The sequence below is a fragment of the Patescibacteria group bacterium genome, from assembly GCA_023473585.1.
Classification (GTDB): Bacteria; Patescibacteriota; Microgenomatia; order JAMCYU01; family JAMCYU01; genus JAMCYU01.
Map to the genome: position 1 here is coordinate 39,077 of JAMCYU010000003.1, position 19,938 is coordinate 59,014.

General features: G+C 41.5%; 24 protein-coding genes, 2 tRNA genes and 1 other annotated feature. Of the genes, 15 read left to right on the forward strand and 11 right to left on the reverse strand.

Going from position 1 to position 19,938, the window contains the following annotated elements; genetic code table 11:
• Positions 1–26 precede the first annotated feature (26 nt).
• The 8 genes from M1575_00850 to M1575_00885 all read left to right on the forward strand — a co-directional run bounded on the left by M1575_00850 (position 27) and on the right by M1575_00885 (position 9,799).
• On the forward strand, positions 27–1,031 hold the full coding sequence (locus M1575_00850) for a rod shape-determining protein (GenBank protein ID MCL5095270.1): 1,005 nt from the start codon (positions 27–29) through the stop codon (positions 1,029–1,031).
• 245 nt (positions 1,032–1,276) lie between these two features.
• Complete coding sequence (locus M1575_00855) at positions 1,277–2,089, forward strand: WecB/TagA/CpsF family glycosyltransferase (protein MCL5095271.1); 813 nt, start codon at positions 1,277–1,279, stop codon at positions 2,087–2,089.
• A 75-nt stretch (positions 2,090–2,164) separates the two neighbouring features.
• Positions 2,165–3,694 carry a glycogen synthase gene (locus M1575_00860; GenBank protein MCL5095272.1) on the forward strand — a complete coding sequence of 510 codons (1,530 nt, stop codon included), beginning with the start codon at positions 2,165–2,167 and terminating at the stop codon, positions 3,692–3,694.
• Positions 3,694–4,842 carry a hypothetical protein gene (locus M1575_00865; GenBank protein MCL5095273.1) on the forward strand — a complete coding sequence of 383 codons (1,149 nt, stop codon included), beginning with the start codon at positions 3,694–3,696 and terminating at the stop codon, positions 4,840–4,842. The genes M1575_00860 and M1575_00865 overlap by 1 nt, the downstream gene beginning before the upstream one ends.
• A gap of 45 nt (positions 4,843–4,887) precedes the next feature.
• Entirely contained in the window at positions 4,888–6,336 is a 1,449-nt protein-coding gene (locus M1575_00870; protein ID MCL5095274.1) for a UvrB/UvrC motif-containing protein, read from the forward strand.
• Between the two features lie 162 nt (positions 6,337–6,498).
• Positions 6,499–7,338 carry a phosphotransferase gene (locus tag M1575_00875; GenBank protein MCL5095275.1) on the forward strand — a complete coding sequence of 280 codons (840 nt, stop codon included), beginning with the start codon at positions 6,499–6,501 and terminating at the stop codon, positions 7,336–7,338.
• Positions 7,339–7,430: 92 nt separating this feature from the next.
• Positions 7,431–8,879, forward strand: a complete 1,449-nt coding sequence (locus M1575_00880) for a glycogen synthase (GenBank protein MCL5095276.1) — start codon at positions 7,431–7,433, stop codon at positions 8,877–8,879.
• 38 nt (positions 8,880–8,917) lie between these two features.
• On the forward strand, positions 8,918–9,799 hold the full coding sequence (locus tag M1575_00885; GenBank protein ID MCL5095277.1) for a hypothetical protein: 882 nt from the start codon (positions 8,918–8,920) through the stop codon (positions 9,797–9,799).
• On the opposite strand, the gene M1575_00890 is transcribed toward M1575_00885, so the two are convergent.
• The 7 genes from M1575_00890 to secE form a co-directional block, all read right to left on the reverse strand.
• The gene (locus M1575_00890) at positions 9,796–9,993 is read right to left on the reverse strand and encodes a MerR family transcriptional regulator (GenBank protein MCL5095278.1); all 198 of its coding nucleotides are present in this window, start codon (positions 9,991–9,993) and stop codon (positions 9,796–9,798) included. The genes M1575_00885 and M1575_00890 overlap by 4 nt on opposite strands.
• 60 nt (positions 9,994–10,053) lie before the next feature.
• Positions 10,054–10,449 carry a 50S ribosomal protein L7/L12 gene (rplL, locus tag M1575_00895; protein MCL5095279.1) on the reverse strand — a complete coding sequence of 132 codons (396 nt, stop codon included), beginning with the start codon at positions 10,447–10,449 and terminating at the stop codon, positions 10,054–10,056.
• Positions 10,442–10,987 carry a 50S ribosomal protein L10 gene (gene rplJ, locus M1575_00900; GenBank protein ID MCL5095280.1) on the reverse strand — a complete coding sequence of 182 codons (546 nt, stop codon included), beginning with the start codon at positions 10,985–10,987 and terminating at the stop codon, positions 10,442–10,444. Before rplJ ends, rplL begins: the two co-directional genes overlap by 8 nt.
• A gap of 9 nt (positions 10,988–10,996) precedes the next feature.
• Positions 10,997–11,122 (reverse strand) — a sequence feature (ribosomal protein L10 leader region).
• 28 nt (positions 11,123–11,150) lie between these two features.
• Positions 11,151–11,972 carry a 50S ribosomal protein L1 gene (locus tag M1575_00905; protein MCL5095281.1) on the reverse strand — a complete coding sequence of 274 codons (822 nt, stop codon included), beginning with the start codon at positions 11,970–11,972 and terminating at the stop codon, positions 11,151–11,153.
• Positions 11,973–11,975: 3 nt separating this feature from the next.
• Positions 11,976–12,398, reverse strand: a complete 423-nt coding sequence (gene rplK, locus M1575_00910; protein MCL5095282.1) for a 50S ribosomal protein L11 — start codon at positions 12,396–12,398, stop codon at positions 11,976–11,978.
• Positions 12,399–12,480: 82 nt separating this feature from the next.
• Entirely contained in the window at positions 12,481–13,029 is a 549-nt protein-coding gene (gene nusG / locus M1575_00915) for a transcription termination/antitermination protein NusG (protein ID MCL5095283.1), read from the reverse strand.
• Positions 13,026–13,211 carry a preprotein translocase subunit SecE gene (secE, locus tag M1575_00920; protein ID MCL5095284.1) on the reverse strand — a complete coding sequence of 62 codons (186 nt, stop codon included), beginning with the start codon at positions 13,209–13,211 and terminating at the stop codon, positions 13,026–13,028. Before secE ends, nusG begins: the two co-directional genes overlap by 4 nt.
• 77 nt (positions 13,212–13,288) lie before the next feature.
• Between secE and M1575_00925 the strand changes: the two genes are divergently transcribed.
• From M1575_00925 to M1575_00940, 4 genes are all read left to right on the forward strand, one after another.
• The gene (locus tag M1575_00925) at positions 13,289–14,167 is read left to right on the forward strand and encodes a UTP--glucose-1-phosphate uridylyltransferase (GenBank protein ID MCL5095285.1); all 879 of its coding nucleotides are present in this window, start codon (positions 13,289–13,291) and stop codon (positions 14,165–14,167) included.
• Between the two features lie 177 nt (positions 14,168–14,344).
• The gene (locus M1575_00930; GenBank protein ID MCL5095286.1) at positions 14,345–15,448 is read left to right on the forward strand and encodes a hypothetical protein; all 1,104 of its coding nucleotides are present in this window, start codon (positions 14,345–14,347) and stop codon (positions 15,446–15,448) included.
• A 33-nt stretch (positions 15,449–15,481) separates the two neighbouring features.
• On the forward strand, positions 15,482–16,600 hold the full coding sequence (locus M1575_00935; GenBank protein ID MCL5095287.1) for a hypothetical protein: 1,119 nt from the start codon (positions 15,482–15,484) through the stop codon (positions 16,598–16,600).
• A 5-nt stretch (positions 16,601–16,605) separates the two neighbouring features.
• A complete protein-coding gene (locus M1575_00940; protein ID MCL5095288.1) occupies positions 16,606–17,469 on the forward strand; it encodes a glycosyltransferase in 864 nt (287 codons plus the stop codon).
• A gap of 8 nt (positions 17,470–17,477) precedes the next feature.
• Here M1575_00940 and M1575_00945 read toward each other — a convergent pair.
• A tRNA-Trp gene (locus M1575_00945) sits at positions 17,478–17,550 on the reverse strand.
• Positions 17,541–18,206 (reverse strand): hypothetical protein, encoded by a 666-nt coding sequence (locus M1575_00950; GenBank protein MCL5095289.1) that lies wholly within the window; start codon positions 18,204–18,206, stop codon positions 17,541–17,543. The genes M1575_00945 and M1575_00950 overlap by 10 nt, the downstream gene beginning before the upstream one ends.
• Positions 18,207–18,472: 266 nt before the next feature.
• On the opposite strand from M1575_00950, the gene M1575_00955 reads away from it, so the two are divergent.
• On the forward strand, positions 18,473–18,646 hold the full coding sequence (locus M1575_00955; protein ID MCL5095290.1) for a hypothetical protein: 174 nt from the start codon (positions 18,473–18,475) through the stop codon (positions 18,644–18,646).
• Between the two features lie 3 nt (positions 18,647–18,649).
• Here M1575_00955 and rpmG read toward each other — a convergent pair whose 3' ends face one another.
• Together rpmG and M1575_00965 are read right to left on the reverse strand one after the other, a co-directional pair.
• Positions 18,650–18,826 (reverse strand): 50S ribosomal protein L33, encoded by a 177-nt coding sequence (gene rpmG / locus M1575_00960; GenBank protein ID MCL5095291.1) that lies wholly within the window; start codon positions 18,824–18,826, stop codon positions 18,650–18,652.
• A gap of 137 nt (positions 18,827–18,963) precedes the next feature.
• Positions 18,964–19,039: transfer RNA gene (locus tag M1575_00965), tRNA-Thr, on the reverse strand.
• A 69-nt stretch (positions 19,040–19,108) separates the two neighbouring features.
• On the opposite strand from M1575_00965, the gene M1575_00970 reads away from it, so the two are divergent.
• Both M1575_00970 and M1575_00975 read left to right on the forward strand, forming a co-directional pair.
• Positions 19,109–19,399 carry a hypothetical protein gene (locus M1575_00970; protein ID MCL5095292.1) on the forward strand — a complete coding sequence of 97 codons (291 nt, stop codon included), beginning with the start codon at positions 19,109–19,111 and terminating at the stop codon, positions 19,397–19,399.
• 22 nt (positions 19,400–19,421) lie between these two features.
• Positions 19,422–19,938, forward strand: a 517-nt coding sequence (locus M1575_00975; GenBank protein ID MCL5095293.1) for a hypothetical protein, incomplete at its 3' end; no start/stop codon positions are given.

Genomic DNA, 19,938 nt, shown 5'->3' on the forward strand with positions numbered 1-19,938 from the left:
TAAAAAGGATATAATTGACCTTAATTATGTTTTTTAAACGCCTCGGTATTGATTTGGGCACCGCCAATTCTTTAGTTTGGTTAGCCGGGCAGGGGGTTGTTTTAAATGAACCAACCGTCGTGGCGGTCGCCATGCCTGACAATCGCGTTGTCGCCGTTGGCAACGAAGCCAAAGAAATGCTTGGTCGGACGCCCGGCTATATTACCGCTTCAAGACCGATGCGTGATGGGGTGATTGCTGATTATGTTGTGACCGAGGCCATGCTGCGTTATTTTCTTGATAAGGTTTGCGGTCATCACCAGCTTTTCAAACCCGAAGTCATGATTTCCGTGCCGACCGGCTGTACGCAAGTTGAACATCGGGCGGTTGAAGACGCGACCTTAGCGGCCGGAGCCAGAAATGTTTATATTATTTTTGAACCCCTAGCGGCGGCTATTGGCGCCAAAATCCCCATTGCTCAACCTTCGGGAAACATGATTGTTGATATTGGCGGCGGCTCGACGGAAACAGCCGTCATTTCGCTGGGCGGGGTCGTTGTTCACAGATCAGCCCGAGTTGCCGGCAATAAAATCGACGAATCAATATCAAACTATATAAAAAAGCATTATAATTTAATCATTGGTGAACGGATGAGTGAAGAGATCAAAATTCAAATCGGGTCGGCCGTCCCTTTGGACCAGGAGTTGAAAATGGAAGTTCGCGGACGTGACGCTTTTTCCGGTTTGCCGCGAATGATTGAAGTTAATTCAAGCGAGGTTACGGCGGCTATTCAACTCCCCTTGGTGTCAATGATTGCCTGTATCAAGGGTGTTTTAGAAGAAACGCCCCCAGAACTGGCTTCGGATATTATTGACAAAGGCATGGTTTTAGCCGGCGGAACTTCGCTTTTACGTCATCTGGACCGTTTTATTACGGAATCGACCGGTGTTCCGGCTCACGTGGCTGAAGATCCTTTGCTTTGTGTGGTTCGGGGAACGGGCGTCGCGATTGAAAATCTTGAACTTTACAAACGGTCAATCGTTAAAAGATAATAAGCTGATAGTTATATCTATAAGCCAAATGGCAAATTGTTTCCGCTTAAAAAAGAGTTTTAGAAGCTGTATAAAGTTATATCTTATAGTAAGTCAACAGAAAAAGCTAGCTTATTTTGAATATAAATAAAAATAATAAAAAGAATTCCTTTAGATATTGATTATTCTTTGAAAGACAAAAAGTGTTCAATTTTTATCAAGAGGGAAAACAGCAAATCTTTTAAAAAGACCCAGAACATTATGTTATGAGTGAAAATAAGATTGATATCGGTGGGATTGGTCTTTCTAATCTTAATTGGCATCAGGTCCTAGAGGAAATTGAAAAATACCTTTTAGAAGACCAAAGACTAAAGACGAATGACCACTTAAAAAGTTTTCGACCCTTAGTTATTTTTACGCCCAATCCGGAAATTATTGTTTACGCCCAAAAGGACAAACAGTTTAAAGAGATTGTCAATTCAGCCCAAATAACGGTGGCCGATGGTTGGGGGGTTATTTGGGCAAGTCGTCTCGAAGGTAAAAAGCTTCCCGAAAGAATTACCGGAACGGATTTGGCCAAAAAACTGATAGAACTGGCCGCGGAAAAGGGCTTACCTATCGGACTTATTGGCGGATCGCCTCTTTTGGCACTCCAGGCGATAGATTGCTTGAAAAGAGAATATCCTCAACTTAAAGCCTGGGGGGAAGAAGGGCCAAGGATGGAAAGAGTCGGCAATCAATGGGCAATGGAAAGCGGTTATAATTTAGACCTCTTAACAGAGAAGATTAATAAAACGGAGACGCAGATTATTTTGGTAGGTATGGGTGCCCCAAAACAAGAGATTTTTATCAATCAACTTATTCATCGACGATCATTTTTTATTCATCGGCCCCTCGTTTTTCTTTCTGTCGGTGGAGCTTTTGATTATTTTGCCGGGAAGTTGCCGCGGGCGCCAAAATGGGGGCAAAAGATAGGGCTAGAATGGTTATTTCGTTTAATCTTTCAACCCTGGAGAATTAAAAGGCAGCTTGCCTTGCTTAAGTTTATCTTTTTGGTTTGCAAAGCGAAACTGAGTTAGATATAATGAGTGTAACGAATTAATCGAAGATATATCAATAATTACACTCATTTATCTTCGATATAATGAGGTTATATGTTTGGCAATAAACCCCTTAAAGTTTTATTCGTCGCGACCGAAGTGGCGCCCTTTGCCTCAATCGGCGGGCTTTCGCAGGTGATGTTTTTTCTTCCCCGAGCTTTAAAAAGACTGGGAGTTGATGTGAGAATTTTTCTTCCCAAATTCGGTTCCATTGATGAGAAAAAATACGGGATCAAGATGCTTTATCAGGGATTAAGAGTCCCGACCGGTGAAAAAGAGGGAATGAGAGAACTAATCTGCAATGTCAAGACCTGGGAAGGCGGGGCCAAAGAACCAATCGTTTATTTTTTAGAAAATATGGAGTATTACGAAATGAGGGCCAACGTTTATGGTTATACTGACGACCCGATTCGTTTTGCTCTTCTTTCCCGAGGCGCCCTGGAGTTTTTAAAAGTCTTTGACTGGACGCCTGACGTTATTAATTGCAACGACTGGCATACCGGTTTTTTGGTTAATTATCTGCGAACCGTTTATAAAAGTGAACCTAAATTAAGGAAGATCGCGACGGTTTTTTCGATTCATAATTTAACCCATCAGGGGACTTTTGATCATCGTTTTATTTCTGAACTGGAGATTGATGATGGACGGAGCCAAATTGCCTCGTTTTTCAACGAGAGGCTGGGAAAACAAAATTTTATGAAACGGGGCATTCTCTACGCTGATATTGTCAATACCGTTTCTGAAAACTACGCCAAGGAAATCTTAACTCCGGAATACGGCGAGGGGTTGGATATGCTCCTTAAAGAGGTAAGGACTAAAGTTTTTGGTGTCTTAAACGGTCTGGATTATGACGATTTCAATCCGTTAACCGATAAAATTATTAAAACCAATTTTTCCCTAAAAAATATTGCGAAAAGGCAGGAAAATAAACTTGACCTGCAAAAAGAGTTTGGTTTACCTCAATCATTAGAAACGCCAATTTTAGCGATTGCCGGAAGACTGACGGAACAAAAGGGGCTTGATCTTTTCCCGCGCATTTTACCCTTTTTGCTTTCCGAATACCCGATTCAATTTATTGCGATGGGCGGTGGCGACAACAAATATCGCGGTTTCTTTACCGAGATTGAGAAAAAATTTCCCCGACAAATCGGGACCCATCTTTTACCAAACTGGACCTTACCGCGGAAAATCTTTGCCGGCACCGATATGTTTTTGGCTCCTTCTAAATGGGAACCGGGAGGCATCACGGTTATTGAAGCCATGCGCTACGGAAGTATTCCGATTGTGCGGGCAACCGGAGGTTTGGCTGACACCGTGATTGATTATGATCCCGACAAACATGAAGGTACAGGTTTTTCCTTTAAAAATTATAATGATCTTTCTTTCTTTGCCACGATTATTCGAGCCTTAGAGTCTTATAAAGACAAATCGGAATGGCAAGGACTGGTCAGAAGAGCGATGAAAAAAGATTACTCCTGGCGTGCTTCAGCTCAAAAATATTTAGGTCTTTACGAAAGAGCTATCATTTTTCGTCAGGGAAGTCTTTCTTCTAATCCGCCACGGGCCTTTAGAATGGAGGAGTGATGCTTAAGCTTGCCCTCTTTCTCCATCTGTATCAACCGCCGACACAATTTCCGGAAATTACCAAAAAAATTAGTCAAGAAAGCTACCAAAAAATTCTGGAGAGTCTTGTCAAGGCTTCAAACGGTCATTTGACGGTTAACTTCTCGGTTTCTTTAGCCGAGCAACTAGAGAGAGTTGGTTTGGAAAAAATCGTGGCCGGTTTTAGAAATTTAGCCGAGCAGAAAAAGATTGAGCTGACGGCTTCGGCGGCCTACCATCCTCTTTTAACCAAAATTCCCGACGAGGAAATAAAACGACAAATAAAGGTAAATGACGAACTTAGCCAAAAATATTTTGGGCCGGTTTGGATAAGTCAAAACTTAGGGTTTTTCCCGCCGGAAATGGCCTATTCACCCCAGGTCGGCAAGATCCTGGAGGAAAGAGGCTTTAAGTGGGTAATTCTTGAGGAGTCGGCGCAGTCTTTCAAGCAAATGATTGGTTCCCAAAAGACAATTTACCAAAAAAAAGGAAGCGACCATTTATCTTTCTTTTTTCGAGACAGAAAACTCTCCTTAGCCGTGGCTTTTGCAACCATAACCAATCTCCATGAACTTTTTAGGTTTTTTGAGACACAAAGATATAATTTAGATGAGGATAGTTATCTTGTCATAGCCATGGATGGCGAGACTTTCGGCCATCATCAGCCTCAGCAGCTCTCATTTTTAGAAGAATTATTAAACGGTTCAAGTAAGGATCAAAGATTGAAGTTAGTGACAATTTCAGACCTTTTTAATTTCTTTCCGGTGGCTGGGGAAATTGAACCTAAGTTTTCAACTTGGGGAGAATCTTTTGACCGTTGGGATAATCCGCAAAATCCGATTCATAGGCTTCAATGGCAACTTTTCAATTTAGCCTTAAAGGTGGGTGAGCAGGCAACCGAGGAAGTCCACGTGCTTCTTGATCGGGCGATCCATTCGGATCAGTTCTGGTGGGCTTCGCATCATCCTTGCTGGCACCCCAAAATGGTCGAAAGGGGAGCCAAAATGCTTCAGGACGTCGTCTTAAAAAGCTCAACTTCCGAATTAGAGAAAAATCAGGCCGTTTCTTTATATAAGGAAATTATCTTAAACGGACGCCAACTTTACGGTGAAGAAATGGTGCCATGTTAAATGAGGAAATTGGTATTTATTGGTAATTATTGGTAGTATTAACTTATGGTCTGGGCAATTTTTTTACATTTTTATCAGCCGCCGAATCAACGGCCGGAAATTCTGCAAAAAATTATTGATGAGAGTTACCGACCCCTCATTAACGGCTTCTTAAAAAATCCCCAAGCCCGTCTGACGATAAATATCAATGCCTGTTTGACCGAATTGCTGGCCTTAAACGGGGCCAACGACGTGATTGACGGCTTACGTCACTTAGCGGAAAATAAACAGTTGGAGTTGACGGGCAGCGGTAAATATCATCCCTTTTTGCCGATTTTGCCCGAAAGCGAGATTGAACGTCAAATAAAACTGAATGATGAGACGAACCGAAAATATTTCGGGCCGGTTTGGAAGCCTAAGGGGTTTTTTCCGCCGGAAATGGGATATGACCGCAAGGTTGCCGAAGTGGTTTCCTCCTTGGGTTTTAACTGGATTATGTTAGACGAAATTGCCGGCCAAGAGAAAATAAAAACAGAAGACTTTAAAAAGATCTACCAAATTAAAGATTTACCTCTGCGGGTTATTTTCCGGGAACGCCGGGCTTCAAATTTAATTATGGGAGCTCAAGTTTGGACAATTGAGTCGACTTACGAAGCTTTAAAACCGGAACTTCTCAAGGAAAGATATTTGTTGACCGCGATGGACGGCGAAACCTTCGGTCATCACCGTCCGGGACTGGAAAACCTGCTTTTTAATCTTTTCGCTTCGGATAAATTCGAGTTTGTGACGGTTTCAGAGGCAAGAGAAAAGTTTAAGGATAAAGGGGAACAGTTTGATCCTGTCCCTTGTTCTTGGGCTTCAAGCCAGGAAGAAATTGACAAAAACGAACCTTTTTATCTTTACTATCGCCAGAAAAACAGAATCCATGTTCTTTTAAAACAATTACTTGACTTGGCGATTAAAGTGGCTGGGGAAGCGAGAGGAGAGGAAAGAATCATGCTGGATCGGGCAGAATCGTGTAACGCTTTTTGGTGGGCTAACCCTGATGCCTGGTGGAGTATTGAGGAAATCGAGGTCGGCGCTTTTAATTTAAAAAATGTTGTTGAAAAGACGCCAAGTGCTGATGCTTCTAAAAAAGAAGAGGCGATCCGTCTTTATCAGGACATCATGGCCCAGGCTTTTTCTTGGCAAAGAGAAGGCGTCGTGCACAAGCTTCACGCTGAAAAACAGGCCTGGATTAAAATTCCTTTTAAGAAAAGAGCCAAGCCCGGAGAATACGAAGCGATTATTGAGATTTTGAAAAAAGAAATGGCTAAGGCTATCTCCAGGCAGGAATTTGAACAGGCGATCAGGTGGCGTGATTCGCTTTATAAGCTGGAACACGGTTTGGATATTTATAATCTGATTCATGTCGTTGATCAATTGCGGGCCGAAGGCAGGTTGGGAGAATACGCGAAATTAGCGGAAAAATATAAGAAAAAATATCAGAAAATCGCTCCCGGACAACCGGAATAGAGATGTTTTTGAGTCGGCGGTAACGAATTTTTCCATAACCGCGACTCAGTCTATTCCTAAAAGCTATGGCAGAGCACGTAATTGAGATTGATAATATAGTTATTGCCATAAGGCGGTATTTCAAAATTGTTACGCGTCGCCTCTTTACTATATTAATTTAGAATGTTAGATTTTTCGAAACTTGGTTTTACGAAAATCAAAGACCTTAAAGCCGGCAGCGTTTTTTTAGTCAAAAACGAAAAGGGTGAGCTTTTTGCGCTCAAACAAAACCCCGCGGCCGAAAGGATTGTTAAATTCTCCAAGCGGGTTCATCAGGACGGCGGCGCTTTGGCTGATATCGTCCCGCAATTTTGGGCAAAAGACGGTTGGTTTTGGCTGGAATTTCTGCCTTGGCCTTTGGCCGGCGACACGGTTAAAACTCATGGCCTAAGTCAAGAAGCGTTGAATTTGATTAATCCCGAGAAGCTTGCCAGAGCCGAAAGCCAATTACAGAAAATGACTTTTAAGGAAGAAGGGATGGAAACGCGGTCGGCCGATTTTTACCTCGGAAATATCATTGAGACCAAAGAAGCCCTGGATCAGGAGTTCGGCCGGGGATTTTTCGACAAGGTCCTAAACTTTCTTCTTGCCCAAAAAGAAATTATTGATAAATATAGCCTGTTTTTAGCCAATGGTGATCCTCATCCGCAAAACATTATGTATAAAGAGCAAAATTTTGTCCTGATTGACTGGGACCTTCTTCATTTTAATAATCCGGCGTGGGATTTGACGGATTTTTATCTTTGGGGCTGGCGCCGTAGCAATTGGGGAGATAGACTGCTAAAAGAGTATAAAAAGAGCATATCGATGCCGATTTCTGATTTTGAAACGATTTTTGGTTTTGATCTGGTTTACCTAGCCAGTCAGCTGGTAAAACACGCTCTTCTTATTAAGGCTCCTGTCGAATTTATGGAGGCGCAAAAGAAAATTTTGCTTGAGAAAATAACATTCTCCCTGCCATAAATTGCAGGGTTTCACCCTTAAGGGAGAATGTTTTCTTTGCTTCAATTCATCCTCGCAATAAATTGCGAGGTATTCTTGAAGCGCCGAATAAAATGAAAGTCTTATATTGTGCTTCTGAAGTCGCGCCGCTTATTAAAGTTGGCGGTTTGGGTGACGTGGCCGGGAGTCTGCCCAAAGCTTTGGCAAAACTGGGCGTCGAAATAAAAATTATGGTTCCCCGCTACGAAGATGTCAAAATCCCCGGCTCTCAAGAGATTAAAGTGGCGAATCTTGTGGTTTCCTTTGCTGGCCAGGCGGAACAAGTTTTTGTTTGGCAGATAAATTTGCCGAAAACCACGATTCCGGTTCTGCTCTTGGAAAATAATCAATATCTTTCTAAAGACGGTCATCAGGCCTTTACCGGAACGGTAAGTGAAGTTACCCGTTTTGCTTTTTTCTCAAGGGCGATTGCCGAATATGTTAAATTACAAATGGGAGAGACAAATAATCGTTTTAATCTCCTTCATCTTAATGACTGGCATACGTCTTTGGTTCCGCTTCTATTATCCGGTTCCTGTCCGCCCCCAACCGATCATCTCCCGTCTCTTTTAACCATTCATAATCTTTCTTATCAGGGAATTGCGCGGGTTGATCTTTTACAAAAGCTTGATCTTCAGGCTGATGCCTGTGAGTTTCTTAAATGGGACGCGCAAAACAGCGACATTGACCTTTTAATGGAGGGGATCAATCACGCTGATTATGTGAATACGGTTTCGCCAACGTACGCTCAAGAAATTTTAACGCCAGAGTTCGGCTGGGGGATTGAGGGAGTTTTGCAGAAAAAGACTTCGAAACTGAGCGGCATTTTAAACGGTATTGATACGGAAGTTTGGGATCCGTCACGGGATCAGCTCATTAACAAGCAATATGATCAATCTAATTATCAAATGGCAAGAATCGGCAATAAAAAAGCTCTTCAAAAAGAATTGGGGTTGTGGGTAGATGAAAGAATTCCCGTTTTGGCTTTTGTCGGCAGATTAGAACCGCGCCAAAAAGGGCTGGATATTCTTTACCAAGCTTTGGAAAAACTGCTGGAGCGGGAAAATCTGCACTTTATTCTTTTAGGTACCGGTGACCAGAGTTGGCAAAAAAAATTTCAAGCCCTAGCCGCTAATTCCGGTAATAAAATGGTTATGGTTGATCGCTTTGATGAACGTTTGGCACACGAGATCTACGCCGGAACGGATTTAATTTTGGTTCCTTCTAAATTTGAACCCTGTGGTTTACCCCAAATGATTGCCATGCGCTATGGCGGTTTACCCATCGTGCGGAAAACCGGTGGTCTAGCCGACAGTGTTCTGGATAAGCAAACCGGTTTTGTTTTTGAAGAATATTCTGCTTCGGCGCTGCTTACGACGATAAGACGAGCCCTTTTAACTTATTTTAAACCCAAAGAATGGGAACAAATGGTTACTTCGGCGATGAATCAGGACTTTTCCTGGGATAAAAGTGCCAAATCTTATTTAGAGCTTTATCATAAAGTAGCGGCTGCAAATAAATAGACGTTGCATCGTTAAAAATCTTTAGCTATTATTAAGGTATGGCTAAATTTGTTCCTGACGTCAAAACACAACGGTGGGTTGTTATTGCCCCGAGTCGGGCCTCGCGGCCTTCTCAAATTCGTGAAGAAGAAAAAGCCAGCCAAGTTGTCAAAAAAGGTGACTATTTTTGGCGTGGTGATTGTCCCTTTTGCTATGGTAATGAAGGAATGACACCACCGGAGATTTACCGTTGGGGGAAAAGCACCCCTAACGATAACCAGTGGCTGGTCAGAGTCGTCCCTAATAAATATCCGATTACCGATACCCACGAAGTGATTATTCATTCTCCCGATCATAAATTTGATTTAAATGATTTACCTTTGGAGCAAGTAAAAATTATTTTAAAAGTTTATCGTGAGCGCTACCGTCGTTTAACGCAAACCGGACAGGTTTTAATCTTTAATAATAAGGGTTTAAGATCAGGAGAATCCTTGCTTCATCCCCATTCACAGGTTGTGGTTTTTCCCAGACAGATAAGACTTGACGTTTTACCCTTGGAACCGGTCCGCAATATCATTCTTGATAATTCTCATTTTGTGACGTATTGCCCCGATTTTTCTCAGTGGCCGTATGAGGTTTGGATTGCCCAGAAAGAATGCATTCAGTCGGAACGGAAAAACGGTTACACCTTTGGTGATTTATCTGACGCTTGCCTTGATGATTTGGCGAAAATTTTGCAGGATGTTTTGAAAAAATTGCTATTTCTCTTTCCCGATCTTTCCTATAACTTCTATATCGCTCCAGCGGAAAATTGGTATTTACGGATTATTCCCAGATTAGCCGAGAGGGCGGGACTTGAATTGGGAACGGGTCTTCATGTTAATACCATTGACCCCAGCCAGGCGGCGGAAGACTTAAAAAACATCAAAGATCTAATTTAGGCCGACTTTTGTTGAATTCCCAGGAGCCACAAGACTGCCTCTTTTTTATAGCGTCTGTCTCCTCGGGAATTAATTCTGATGGCTGGAAGTTTACCTCTTTTGCCCCAGCGCTTAATCGTTAAAGGAGAAACGCGTAAGATTTTGGCGACTTCTCGGACAGTTAGAAGATCGGGCCATTCTTCACCAAGTGCCATATAATAGATACCTCCGCGAGTTAATGTATCACAAGGTATAGAGGTGTGTCAATACCTATTTTACTTCAACTCAACGGTAGCACCGGCGGTTTCTAGCTTTTTCTTCGCTTCTTCAGCTGTCGCTTTATTGACGGCGGTCAGGACGTCTTTGGGAGCGGCCTCGACTAAATCTTTAGCCTCTTTAAGACCCAAAGCCTGATTAATCTCACGAACGACCTTAATCACGCCGATTTTGTTGGCGCCCGCAGTGGCTAAAACGACATTGAAAACCGTTTGTCCTTCGTCCTTTGCCTCGCCAGAAGCCGCGTCAGACGCGGCGGAGGCGGGAGCTGCGGGAGCCGCGGTAACTGCCGCCACCCCGAATTTTTCTTCTAAAGCCTTAACCAAATCGTTAAGCTCTAAAACCGACAATTTTTCGATTTCTTCTAAAATTTTATTAACCTTTTCTTCAGCCATGATTTTCACCTCCTTTACCTGCCGCGATCGAAGTCGAAGCGGCTTTTAAAACTAAAGTTAATTTATTGATATTCCAATGCAGTGCATAACGAAGACCATAAAGGGGCGATTTAAGTCTGGCAACCAAAGTCGCTCTTAAGATCTCGCGAGAGGGGAGAGCAGCGATTTTAAGAATCTCGTCGCTTTTTAAAATTTTCTCGCCCAAAATCCCGATTTTAATTTGCGGCAAGCCAAAATTTTTCATAAATTTGGCCAAAACCGACAAAGGAGCAATTTCGTCTTCGTAAGAAAAAAGGGAAGCGGTTGGACCTTCAAAACTTGAAAATTCCAATTTTTCGCCCAATTCCTTCTTTATGGCCAATTTTAAAAGCCGATTTTTTGTCACTAAAAATTCCGCACCGCTTTCCCGCATCGCCCGTTTCATTTCTTCAAGCTGTCGATGGGTTAAGCCACGGTAGTCAGTTAAAACAAGAGACTTTGCTCTCTCTAGTTTGTCTTTTAATTCGCTGACGGCTTGGATCTTCTGATTTTTATTCATCCTTTGTTTTTCTTAAATAAAAAAAAGCACTCTCACCGAGTGCTTAAGTTACTAATAACCAAATTACTAATAACTAATTTCTCCTCGGTAGGTCTTATGGATGCCTACTGTCTTAGGACAGGTCATTTATAACAAAAAACCAACAAGATGTCAAGTAAAAATTTTAAGCAAAGTTGACCTTAACGGCCGGGCTCATGGTGGTTTTAAGATAGGCCGTTTTTATCTTAAGCGAACCGATGGTTGCAATTAAGGCTTTAAAATTATCTTCCAAATCTTTGTCGGAAAAACTTGTCTTGCCGATGACCAGATGAATAATAGGGGCTTCGGTTTCGGTTTTAAATTGAATTTGACCGCTGGAAAGACTTTTGGCCAGTTTTTCCGGGTCCTGACTGATGGTGCCGCTTTTCGGATTCGGCATAAGACCCTTAGGGCCTAAGATTTTTGCCACCTTGGCTAACTTGGCCATCATGGTCGGGCTGGAAACTAAAATATCAAAATTGATTTTGCCTTTTTCAATTTCCGCCAAAAGCTCGTCATCGGCGATCGCGACCCTGATTTGTTTACCGGTACCGTGCGGTAAACTGACCTGACCGCGAATGCCCTTTTCGGTCGTATTAAGATGGACTTCGACGGCACCGTCAAAACGGCTAAGATTGGTTTTTTTGATTAAAGATAAGGCTTCGCTAAGGGAATAAAGCTTTCCCGGATCAATTAATTTCTTCGCTTCAAGATAACGGGTTGAACGTTTTTTTTCTTTAATTTTAGCTTTCTTTTTTGTTTCTTCCGGAGTCGTTGGAGCTTCTTCTTCTATTTCCGTTTCTGGAGTTGGGGTTGACAAATCAGTCATGTCAACCAGTTTTTGGCCGCCCTTAAGATTGGCAAGATGAACCAGCCGTTTTTTCTTTTCCTCACGGCGGGTTTTATCATGTTCTTTCTGCGCTTTTTCGGCATCGCTGCCTAAGGTTTTGATTCTGATTTTTCCCATAGATTATTCGGTATCTATGCCCATGCTTCTGGCGGTGCCGGCGACAATTTTTTCCGCCGCCGCAAGATCATTGGCGTTTAAATCTTTAATTTTCTTATTAGCGATTTCTTCAATTTGAGTTTTATTTAATTTGGCAACCTTTTCCTGTCCGGCTTTGCTGGCGCCCTTTTCTAAACCCAGGGCCTTTTTAATCATTTCTGCAACCGGCGGCAGTTTGGTCACAAAAGAAAAAGTCCGGTCTTCATAAACCGTAATGACCGCCGGAATAACCTGTCCTTTAAGCTCAGTGGTTTTTTCATTATAAGCCCTGACAAATTCCATGATTGGCAGGCCGTGTTGACCTAAAGCCGGGCCAACCGGTGGTGCCGGCGTGGCTTCGCCCGCCGGTAAATTTAATTTAATAATGGTTTTAACTTTTTTAGCCATAATTAGTTATGAGTTATGAGTCATGGGTTATGAGTTATGATACAGAGTAAAATACTCCGAACTCAAAACCCCGAACTCATAACTATATTTTCGCTACCTGTAAAAAGTCAAGCTCAACCGGTGTTTCCCGGCCGAAAATCGAAACCAAAACTCTGATTTTGCCTTTTTCTTCATCAATGGCCTCAATGGAGCCTAAAAAATCAGCAAACGGGCCGTCAATAATTTTGACCGCTTCGCCAACAGAAAACGCCGTTTTATATTTGGGCGCTTCCATCTCCATGAATTTTTTAATGGCCTCAACTTCAGAAGGAGAGATGGGGGTGGGTTTATCACCGGTCCCGACAAAAGCCGTGACGCCCTGTGTCGTCCTTACGGCCAACCAGCTGTCATCGTCCAAAATCATTTTGACTAAAAGATAGCCGGGGAAAATTTTCTCTTTAACGTCTTCTTTTTTGCCGGCGCGGACCGTGACCACATTTCTGGTGGGGACGATAATGTCCAAAATCTTATTTTCCAGTTTCATTGAGGCAATGCGCTGTTTGAGGGCCTGGGCGACCTTAACCTCATGACCGGAATAGGTATGGACAACATACCAGGCAGCCTCAACAACTTTTTGTTCGTTACTTTTCATTTTTGTAAAATAATTTCCATGATTTTGGTTAAAAGATAATCAATCGCGCCTAAAAATAAACCAACGCTGACGCTGATTCCAACCACCACGGTTGTCAATCTGATGGTTTCTTTTTTCGTTGGCCAAACAACCTTGGCCAGTTCGGTTTTAACCTCTTTTAAAAAAACAACGGGACTTTGCATCCTGCTCTCGATCTTTTCCCCAATTTAAAAATTATTTTGTTTGACTTTGGGGGAATACGGGAGATATAATAACATAGATGAAAAAAATTCGCAAGGCCGTTATTCCGGCTGCCGGTTTCGGAACCCGTTTCCTTCCTCAAACCAAAGCTATGCCTAAAGAAATGCTGCCCGTGGTTGACAAACCGGTAATTCAATACGTGGTTGAGGAAGCGGTGGTCAGCGGCATTGAGGATGTCGTCATCGTCACCGGTGCTGCAAAAAGAGCGATTGAGGACCATTTTGATATACCTAATGCTGATTTGGTAAATAATCTTTTACAGGGTAAAAAAGAAACAATGCTTGAGGAATTGAAGAAAATTGCGGAAATGGCAAATTTTATTTACGTTCGCCAAAAAGGGCTTTATGGGAACGGGACGCCGGTTTTGTCAGCCGAACCGATTATCGGCAATGAAAGTTTTGCCGTCATGTGGGGCGATGAATTCATTAAAGCCGATCCGCCAAGATTAAAGCAAATGATTGAAGTTTGGCAGGAATACGGGGGCGTTGTCATTTCGGGCGTGCGGATTGAAACAAAGGATCATTTATCCCGATACGGGATTGCCGAACTGGAACCGGTAAAAGGCCCGGTTTATAAAATTAAAAAAATTGTCGAAAAACCCTTGCCGGATGAGGCGCCTTCCAATTTAGCCACCCACGGCGCTTATATTCTGCCGCCGGAGATTTTTCCGGCCTTAAAAAGCCTAAAACCGGCCAAGGGCGGCGAAATTTGGCTGGTTGACGCGATTAATATTTTACGCGATCAGGGAATTCCGGTTTACGCCTGCGAAATCCAAAACGGGAAATACTATGATACTGGCAACAAACTGGAATATTTAAAAACCGTGATCGAATTTGCCCTGGCTCGGTCGGACATCAACGGCGAATTCCGCGCCTACCTCAAAACCCTCAAGTTATAGCCTCCGATTCCGGGAATCAATATATCATAATAGATCAATTGATAAAAAAGCAACTTTCAAGTGGTATAGTGAGCGAAACGAATTAATCAAAGAAATATCAATAAGCAAAGCTTTTACGTTGTAATAATTTCACTCATTTATCTTTGATATAATGTTCTTTTGCTTAAGGAAAAGCTTATGGGAGTTGTACTACAGGAAAGAAAAGAACCTCGACAGCCGGAAGTTGCTTTGTCAGGAATCGTCCCTCCCGAGAGGCTTAAGGTTCGAGAAAGGGTCCGCGGAAGTTTGCCTCTTTTTATTATCCAAAGAACGGAAAGAAATACACAAATTGCCAAAATGTGGCGTCTTCCCGGAACTTCGGTTAGGGTTTCTCCCCAAGGTGATATTTTCTATCCGGTCTGGCGAGAGCGATCTTTTATTATCAAGCCCGAGCTTTATTTTCCTCTTTCAAAATTACCCTGGGGTTGGACTTTTGCAAGGCTGCTAGATTCAAAAAGAAGGCCGATTTCCGAGGTGATTTTTCATCAGGTTAAAAAAGACGGAGGAGCGGTTGAGGCAGGGATAAGGAATATGGATCATGTCATAAAAAGATATAGAGATGAAGGGAAAGAGCTAGAACAGATAGGGTTAATTAGAGAACAAATTGACAAAGTTACGAATGCCTTACAAGAAACCAGGGGTATTCCCCGCGAAGATTTTGAAGAGATCTTTAGGAATCTTTACCAACAGACCTTGGAATTAATGGAAAAATCGGGGATGAGGCGGGCACGGTCAGCCTTAAAAAGAGATATGGATTTACTTTTGGAAGAAGCAAGCAAGGGTAAAGACAAAGGTGATCGCCGCAACCCCGGAGCAATGATGAAAAAACTTGAGGCCGTGGTTAAAAGAATTGAATATCGTTTTCATGAGACTGGTTTTATCGTTGGTAAATTTGAAGCCATGAGGATAGGACTTATTGATCAGAGGATGAAAGACAGGGACATTTTAAAAAGGACAAGAGATGAACTTAAGCTTGCCCTTATTCATGAAGCCTTTAAGTTTCCGGAAAAGGGTACTGACAAAAGACAAAAAGGAATGATCATGGGAAAAACAGGCACGTTTATTTATCGTCTTGGGTTAACCAGAATAAAAGGCTACCGGCCAATAGCCGTTGCCGCAGTTGACAAGCTTGAGAGAGCAAAAGAAATGGTCGGAAAAGAAAATTATCAGGAAGCAAAAAAAATCTTCAAGGAGGTTTTAAACGAAGTTTCTTCTGGATTAGATAAATTTCAAGAAAAGTGATAAGATAAGCCCCGTTTATTCCCTTTTTTCCTTATGGTTAATAAGCTAGAAAAAAATTTAGGAGAGTTGACCTGTTGGGGCGGAGTTGATAAACAACTTATACATTTTCGTCTGCTGGCTCCCCAGACTGTTTCGGATTTCTTTTGTTTGGAAAAAGACCTTAACCCCCATTTTCTTTTACGAGAAGTTAGGCCATCGCCCCTAAGAGACCGCACCAACTTAATGATTCGCTTAATGCCACAAACCGGTGAAATTCGGGCATTGACATTGGGTATTAATTCGGATTGGGGCGAAACCATTGTTAGGACCGATGATCCCCAAAGAGTCTTCGACCAAACTCCAAGACCAAAAGAGCTTGGCGGTGCGACTATTTATGTTGATAATGCGGTTAAAGATGAAGTCAAACTTTCTGGTTTGCTAGGAGTTTTAAGTCAGGAACTTAGAAGCGAGGCGAAGATTTTGATTCTGGACAGTCAGGCGTTAAATCTGACTCAAGATGGAAAAATTACCGAAGAAGACATCGCCGTACGTTCCGCTTTTTTAGAAAGCTATGGTTTTGTCGCTCGTCATTTTGGTTTGACACGAACAGGAGCTGTCAATTATTGGTCAGCCAGAAAAAGCAAAGAAGCCCACGGACGAAACGAGTGTGATTTAACTGCCAAGCCCTGGTATCAATACGTTAAGCAGAGAGCCATTAATGACTATCAAGGCTATAGATCGGTTGATACGAGCTTGATTGACGAAAGATGTCGGCACAGTAAATTTGCCTTAAGAGATTATCAGGCTCTAAAAAACGGTTATGGTGTTCGATTGACAAGTTTTTGTGGTTGCGTTTTTGAGATTTCCCTGGACGGGTCAACGGCTTTGGTTGCCAATTGTCCCAACGAAGATTGTCCCCATGATGGCGGACCAGTTATTAAAAAAGAACCATTAGAGCTGGGGATTTTTCTTAAACCCGATGCTAGTAGTCAGGTTTGTGAGAGATGCGGCTGTCCGAGCGTTTATCTTAATAGAGGCGTTCTTGGAAAAGGAAAAAGAGGCGATCTTTTGGTTCAAGAAGAAGTTTGTTGTAGTCACTGCGGGGATTTAGATAGTTTTACATACTGGATACCTAAAAACACTGTTGATTGTAATCGTAAAGTTGTAGACTAAAGATTATGGCTAATAATAAATTACCATCGGTTTCCATCATTATTCCGACTCTAAACGAGGCCGATTATCTCGGTTACCTTCTTTTTTCTCTCTCCCGGCAAACCTACCGGGATTTTGAAGTGATTGTTTCCGATGGTTCCTCTCAAGATAAAACTTTGGTCATTGCCGAAAGCTTTAGGGCTTATTTGCCGGCCTTAAAGATTGTCGTTTCCGAAAAGCGCTCACCGGCCATCCAAAGAAATCGGGGAGCGGAAAAAGCGCAGTTTAAGCAGTTGCTTTTTTTGGACGCCGATACGATCTTACCGAATGATTTTTTAGAAAAGAGTCTAAAGGAAATTAAAAAAGAAAAACTGGATTTAGCTAATCCCATCAGCGCTCCTTTAACTAAGAAAGTTATTGATCAATATTATTATTTGGTTACCAACTGGGGTATGGATATTATGCAAAATATCTTTCCTCTGGCTTATGGCTGGACAATTTTTTCCAAAAAAAGCCTACATTGGAAAATCGGCGGTTTTGATGAAAAATTGGCAAAAATTGCCGAAGATACTGATTATATTCAAAGAGCCGTTAAAAATGGGAGCAAATTCGGAATTATCAAAAGCAGTTCGCCGTTTGTTTCCGTTCGCCGGCTGGATTTGGAGGGCAGGGGAGGACTAATTAAAAATATGTTAGTACAGGGTCTCTACTTTAGTCTTTTTGGGAAATACAAAGCCCAGGATTTAATTCAAAGACCCTACGGCAATTATCATAAGTTAAAGCAGATTTTGGTTAAAAGAAGGACGACGAGCCAATTTTTACGCCATTTAAAACCTCAACAATTAACGAAATTCCTAAAAAGTCTCAAAAAACTTCTCGAGGAGATTTAAAAAGAGGGCAGGGGTGGCAGGACTCGAACCTGCGACCGCTCGTTTTGGAGACGAGAGCTCTACCAACTAAGCTACACCCCTAAGTGTTTGCTTAGTGTATTATATAAGGCTTTTAGCTCTTTTGCAATTTTAGCGTCGTAATAGACTATTGATACACAACCTTGATAATTTTTTCTGATTCTTTTTCCAGTATTAGGTTTTCGATAGCTTCGGTTAAATTGAGTGAGCGGAATTTTAGTAATTTTCGACCAAAAAGTCTTTTGTTTTTTATCATTATGATATTCATGAATATGAACTAAAGCCCGAAATTTAGCCTCATTAAGATCAAAAGATTTTCTTAAAAGCTCTAAAAAGACAGCAATCATTGCTGGGTCGGAATTAGTAAACTTAAGACTGGTTCTATTTATTTTTGTTCCCTCACACCAATAAAGCAAAGAGCAGAAAAATCGACAAAGATGTCTATTGAATCTAACATGCCTCAACTCCTTAATCGCCCTTCTATTTAATTCGTTTAGAACCTTTTCCCTTTTTGTTCGAGCGATTAGTTGACTTTTATATTGTCCCAAAATACTTCTTTTCTTAAGTCTTTCTTGAGCCTTTTTATTTAAAACGACAGTAGAAAGCCAGACAGAAGTTGTACTTTTGGCTATCTTTAACTCATCAGCAACTTCCTTAAGAGAGAATCCTTGTTTTCTCAAGTTTAACGCTTTAGTTTTAATTTCAAGAGAATAGCTCATTAATTAAACCACCGATAGATGTTATATAACCATATTAGTATGTTCGAAAAGAACCTGTCAAGAAGAGAAAGTTTTTCTACTATAATTTGATTTTTCCTTTAAAAGCTTGGTAGAGCTGATAGTTTCTTATCTATATTAATAGTATTAAAGTAAAGTAAGATAGCTATTGATAGTTATTAACCTATTTAATCTCTCTTGACAGTTCCTCTTAAAGAGTTAAAATTAAGCCAAATTTCTGCACCGCACCTACTCTAAAAAGGTCTTTTATGATGTTATATTGGGGAATCTTTACCGTCGGTTTTTATTTGGGGATCATCTTTAATCTTGCGTTGTGGTCCAAAAAAGACAACGAAGAATTTGGGATGGGTCAAAACCTAAAACAGGAACTTCCCTCAATGAGTTCGGAAAAAGAAGAAAAATACCTAATACCTAATACCTAATACCTACTTCAGTTTTTCCGTTTCCTTGTGCTCCGTGACCTTGCGACAGTGGTGGCAGAATTTGCGTAAGACCAATTTTTCTGGCCGATTAAGCTTGTTTTTGGTTGTAATGTAATTTTGCGATTTGCACTCGGAACAGACAAGGGCAATTTTAACGCGATGCTCACCTTTCTTAGCCATAGTACCTCCTTAATTCATATAGCTTTTAGTTTGAAACATGAAACATTATATCATAATCTCTTTAGTTGAGCCCAAAGTGGGAATCCTCCTTCTCCCTCGACTAGCTCGGGATTCGGCAGGACAGGTCGAACCCTTTTTGGAGCCTGAGTCGGGAATTGAACCCGAGACCTCGTCTTTACCAAAGACGTGCTCTACCAACTGAGCTACCCAGGCAAGTCAGGTGAACAGTCTATCACTTTAAACCGTTCGGCTTGCGGTTTATTATATAATATAGACAAAGAGATGACAAATCATCATTTCGGTCACTTTCTTTTTTCAGCGTTAATGATTTTTATTTCTGCTTTACCTTTGATTGGTTCCGGCATTGTCATTTTCTTAATCGGATTTTTAATCTTTACCAAGGCCGGTTCACCCTACGAAACCATCCTTGGTATCCCCGTTATCTTAGTCGGATTAAGTATCATTCTAATTAATCTCTACGAGGTTTTGGCTGGTATTCTTGACAGAAGATATAATTTAAGACGCTGTTTGCTTTGTCGCTCAAAGACAGAAAAGGTCGATGGGGGACTTTAAAGTAAAATGATATAATGGGGACATGATTTTTCCGGCGCAAACCTCTTTAATTCCTGTCCAAATTGCCCTTACCCGCTTTCTCGAAACTAATGGTTTAGGAGCCGTTTTTACTAATTACCCGTTCTGGTATTTAGGGACGATACCTTTCCGCTTTTTAACCGGGCCGGTTTTACCCTTACTTTTGTTGACGTTACACCGTTTTTTGCCGAATTTTTCCCTTTTTGAATTGATGTTTTTCGTGATGGGTTTTGCGTGGCTATTTGGTTCAATTGGTTTTTATAAGTTTATTAAGGCCTTAGGTTTAGAAAGTAAAACGGCTTTTTTGGCCGCGATTTTCTTTTTTTTCGGTCCTTTTGTGCCTTTTCTTTTCCGCTTTAGCGACGGTTTATATTTTTTTGCCTTTGCTTTCTTACCTTGGATATTTCTTTTATACTTAAAATTCTTGCAAAGAGAAACGAAAAGAATTCGAGTTTTTTTGATTATTTTGATATCTTTTGTCTTACTTATAGATACTCTTATTTTACCCTCTTTAATTTTCG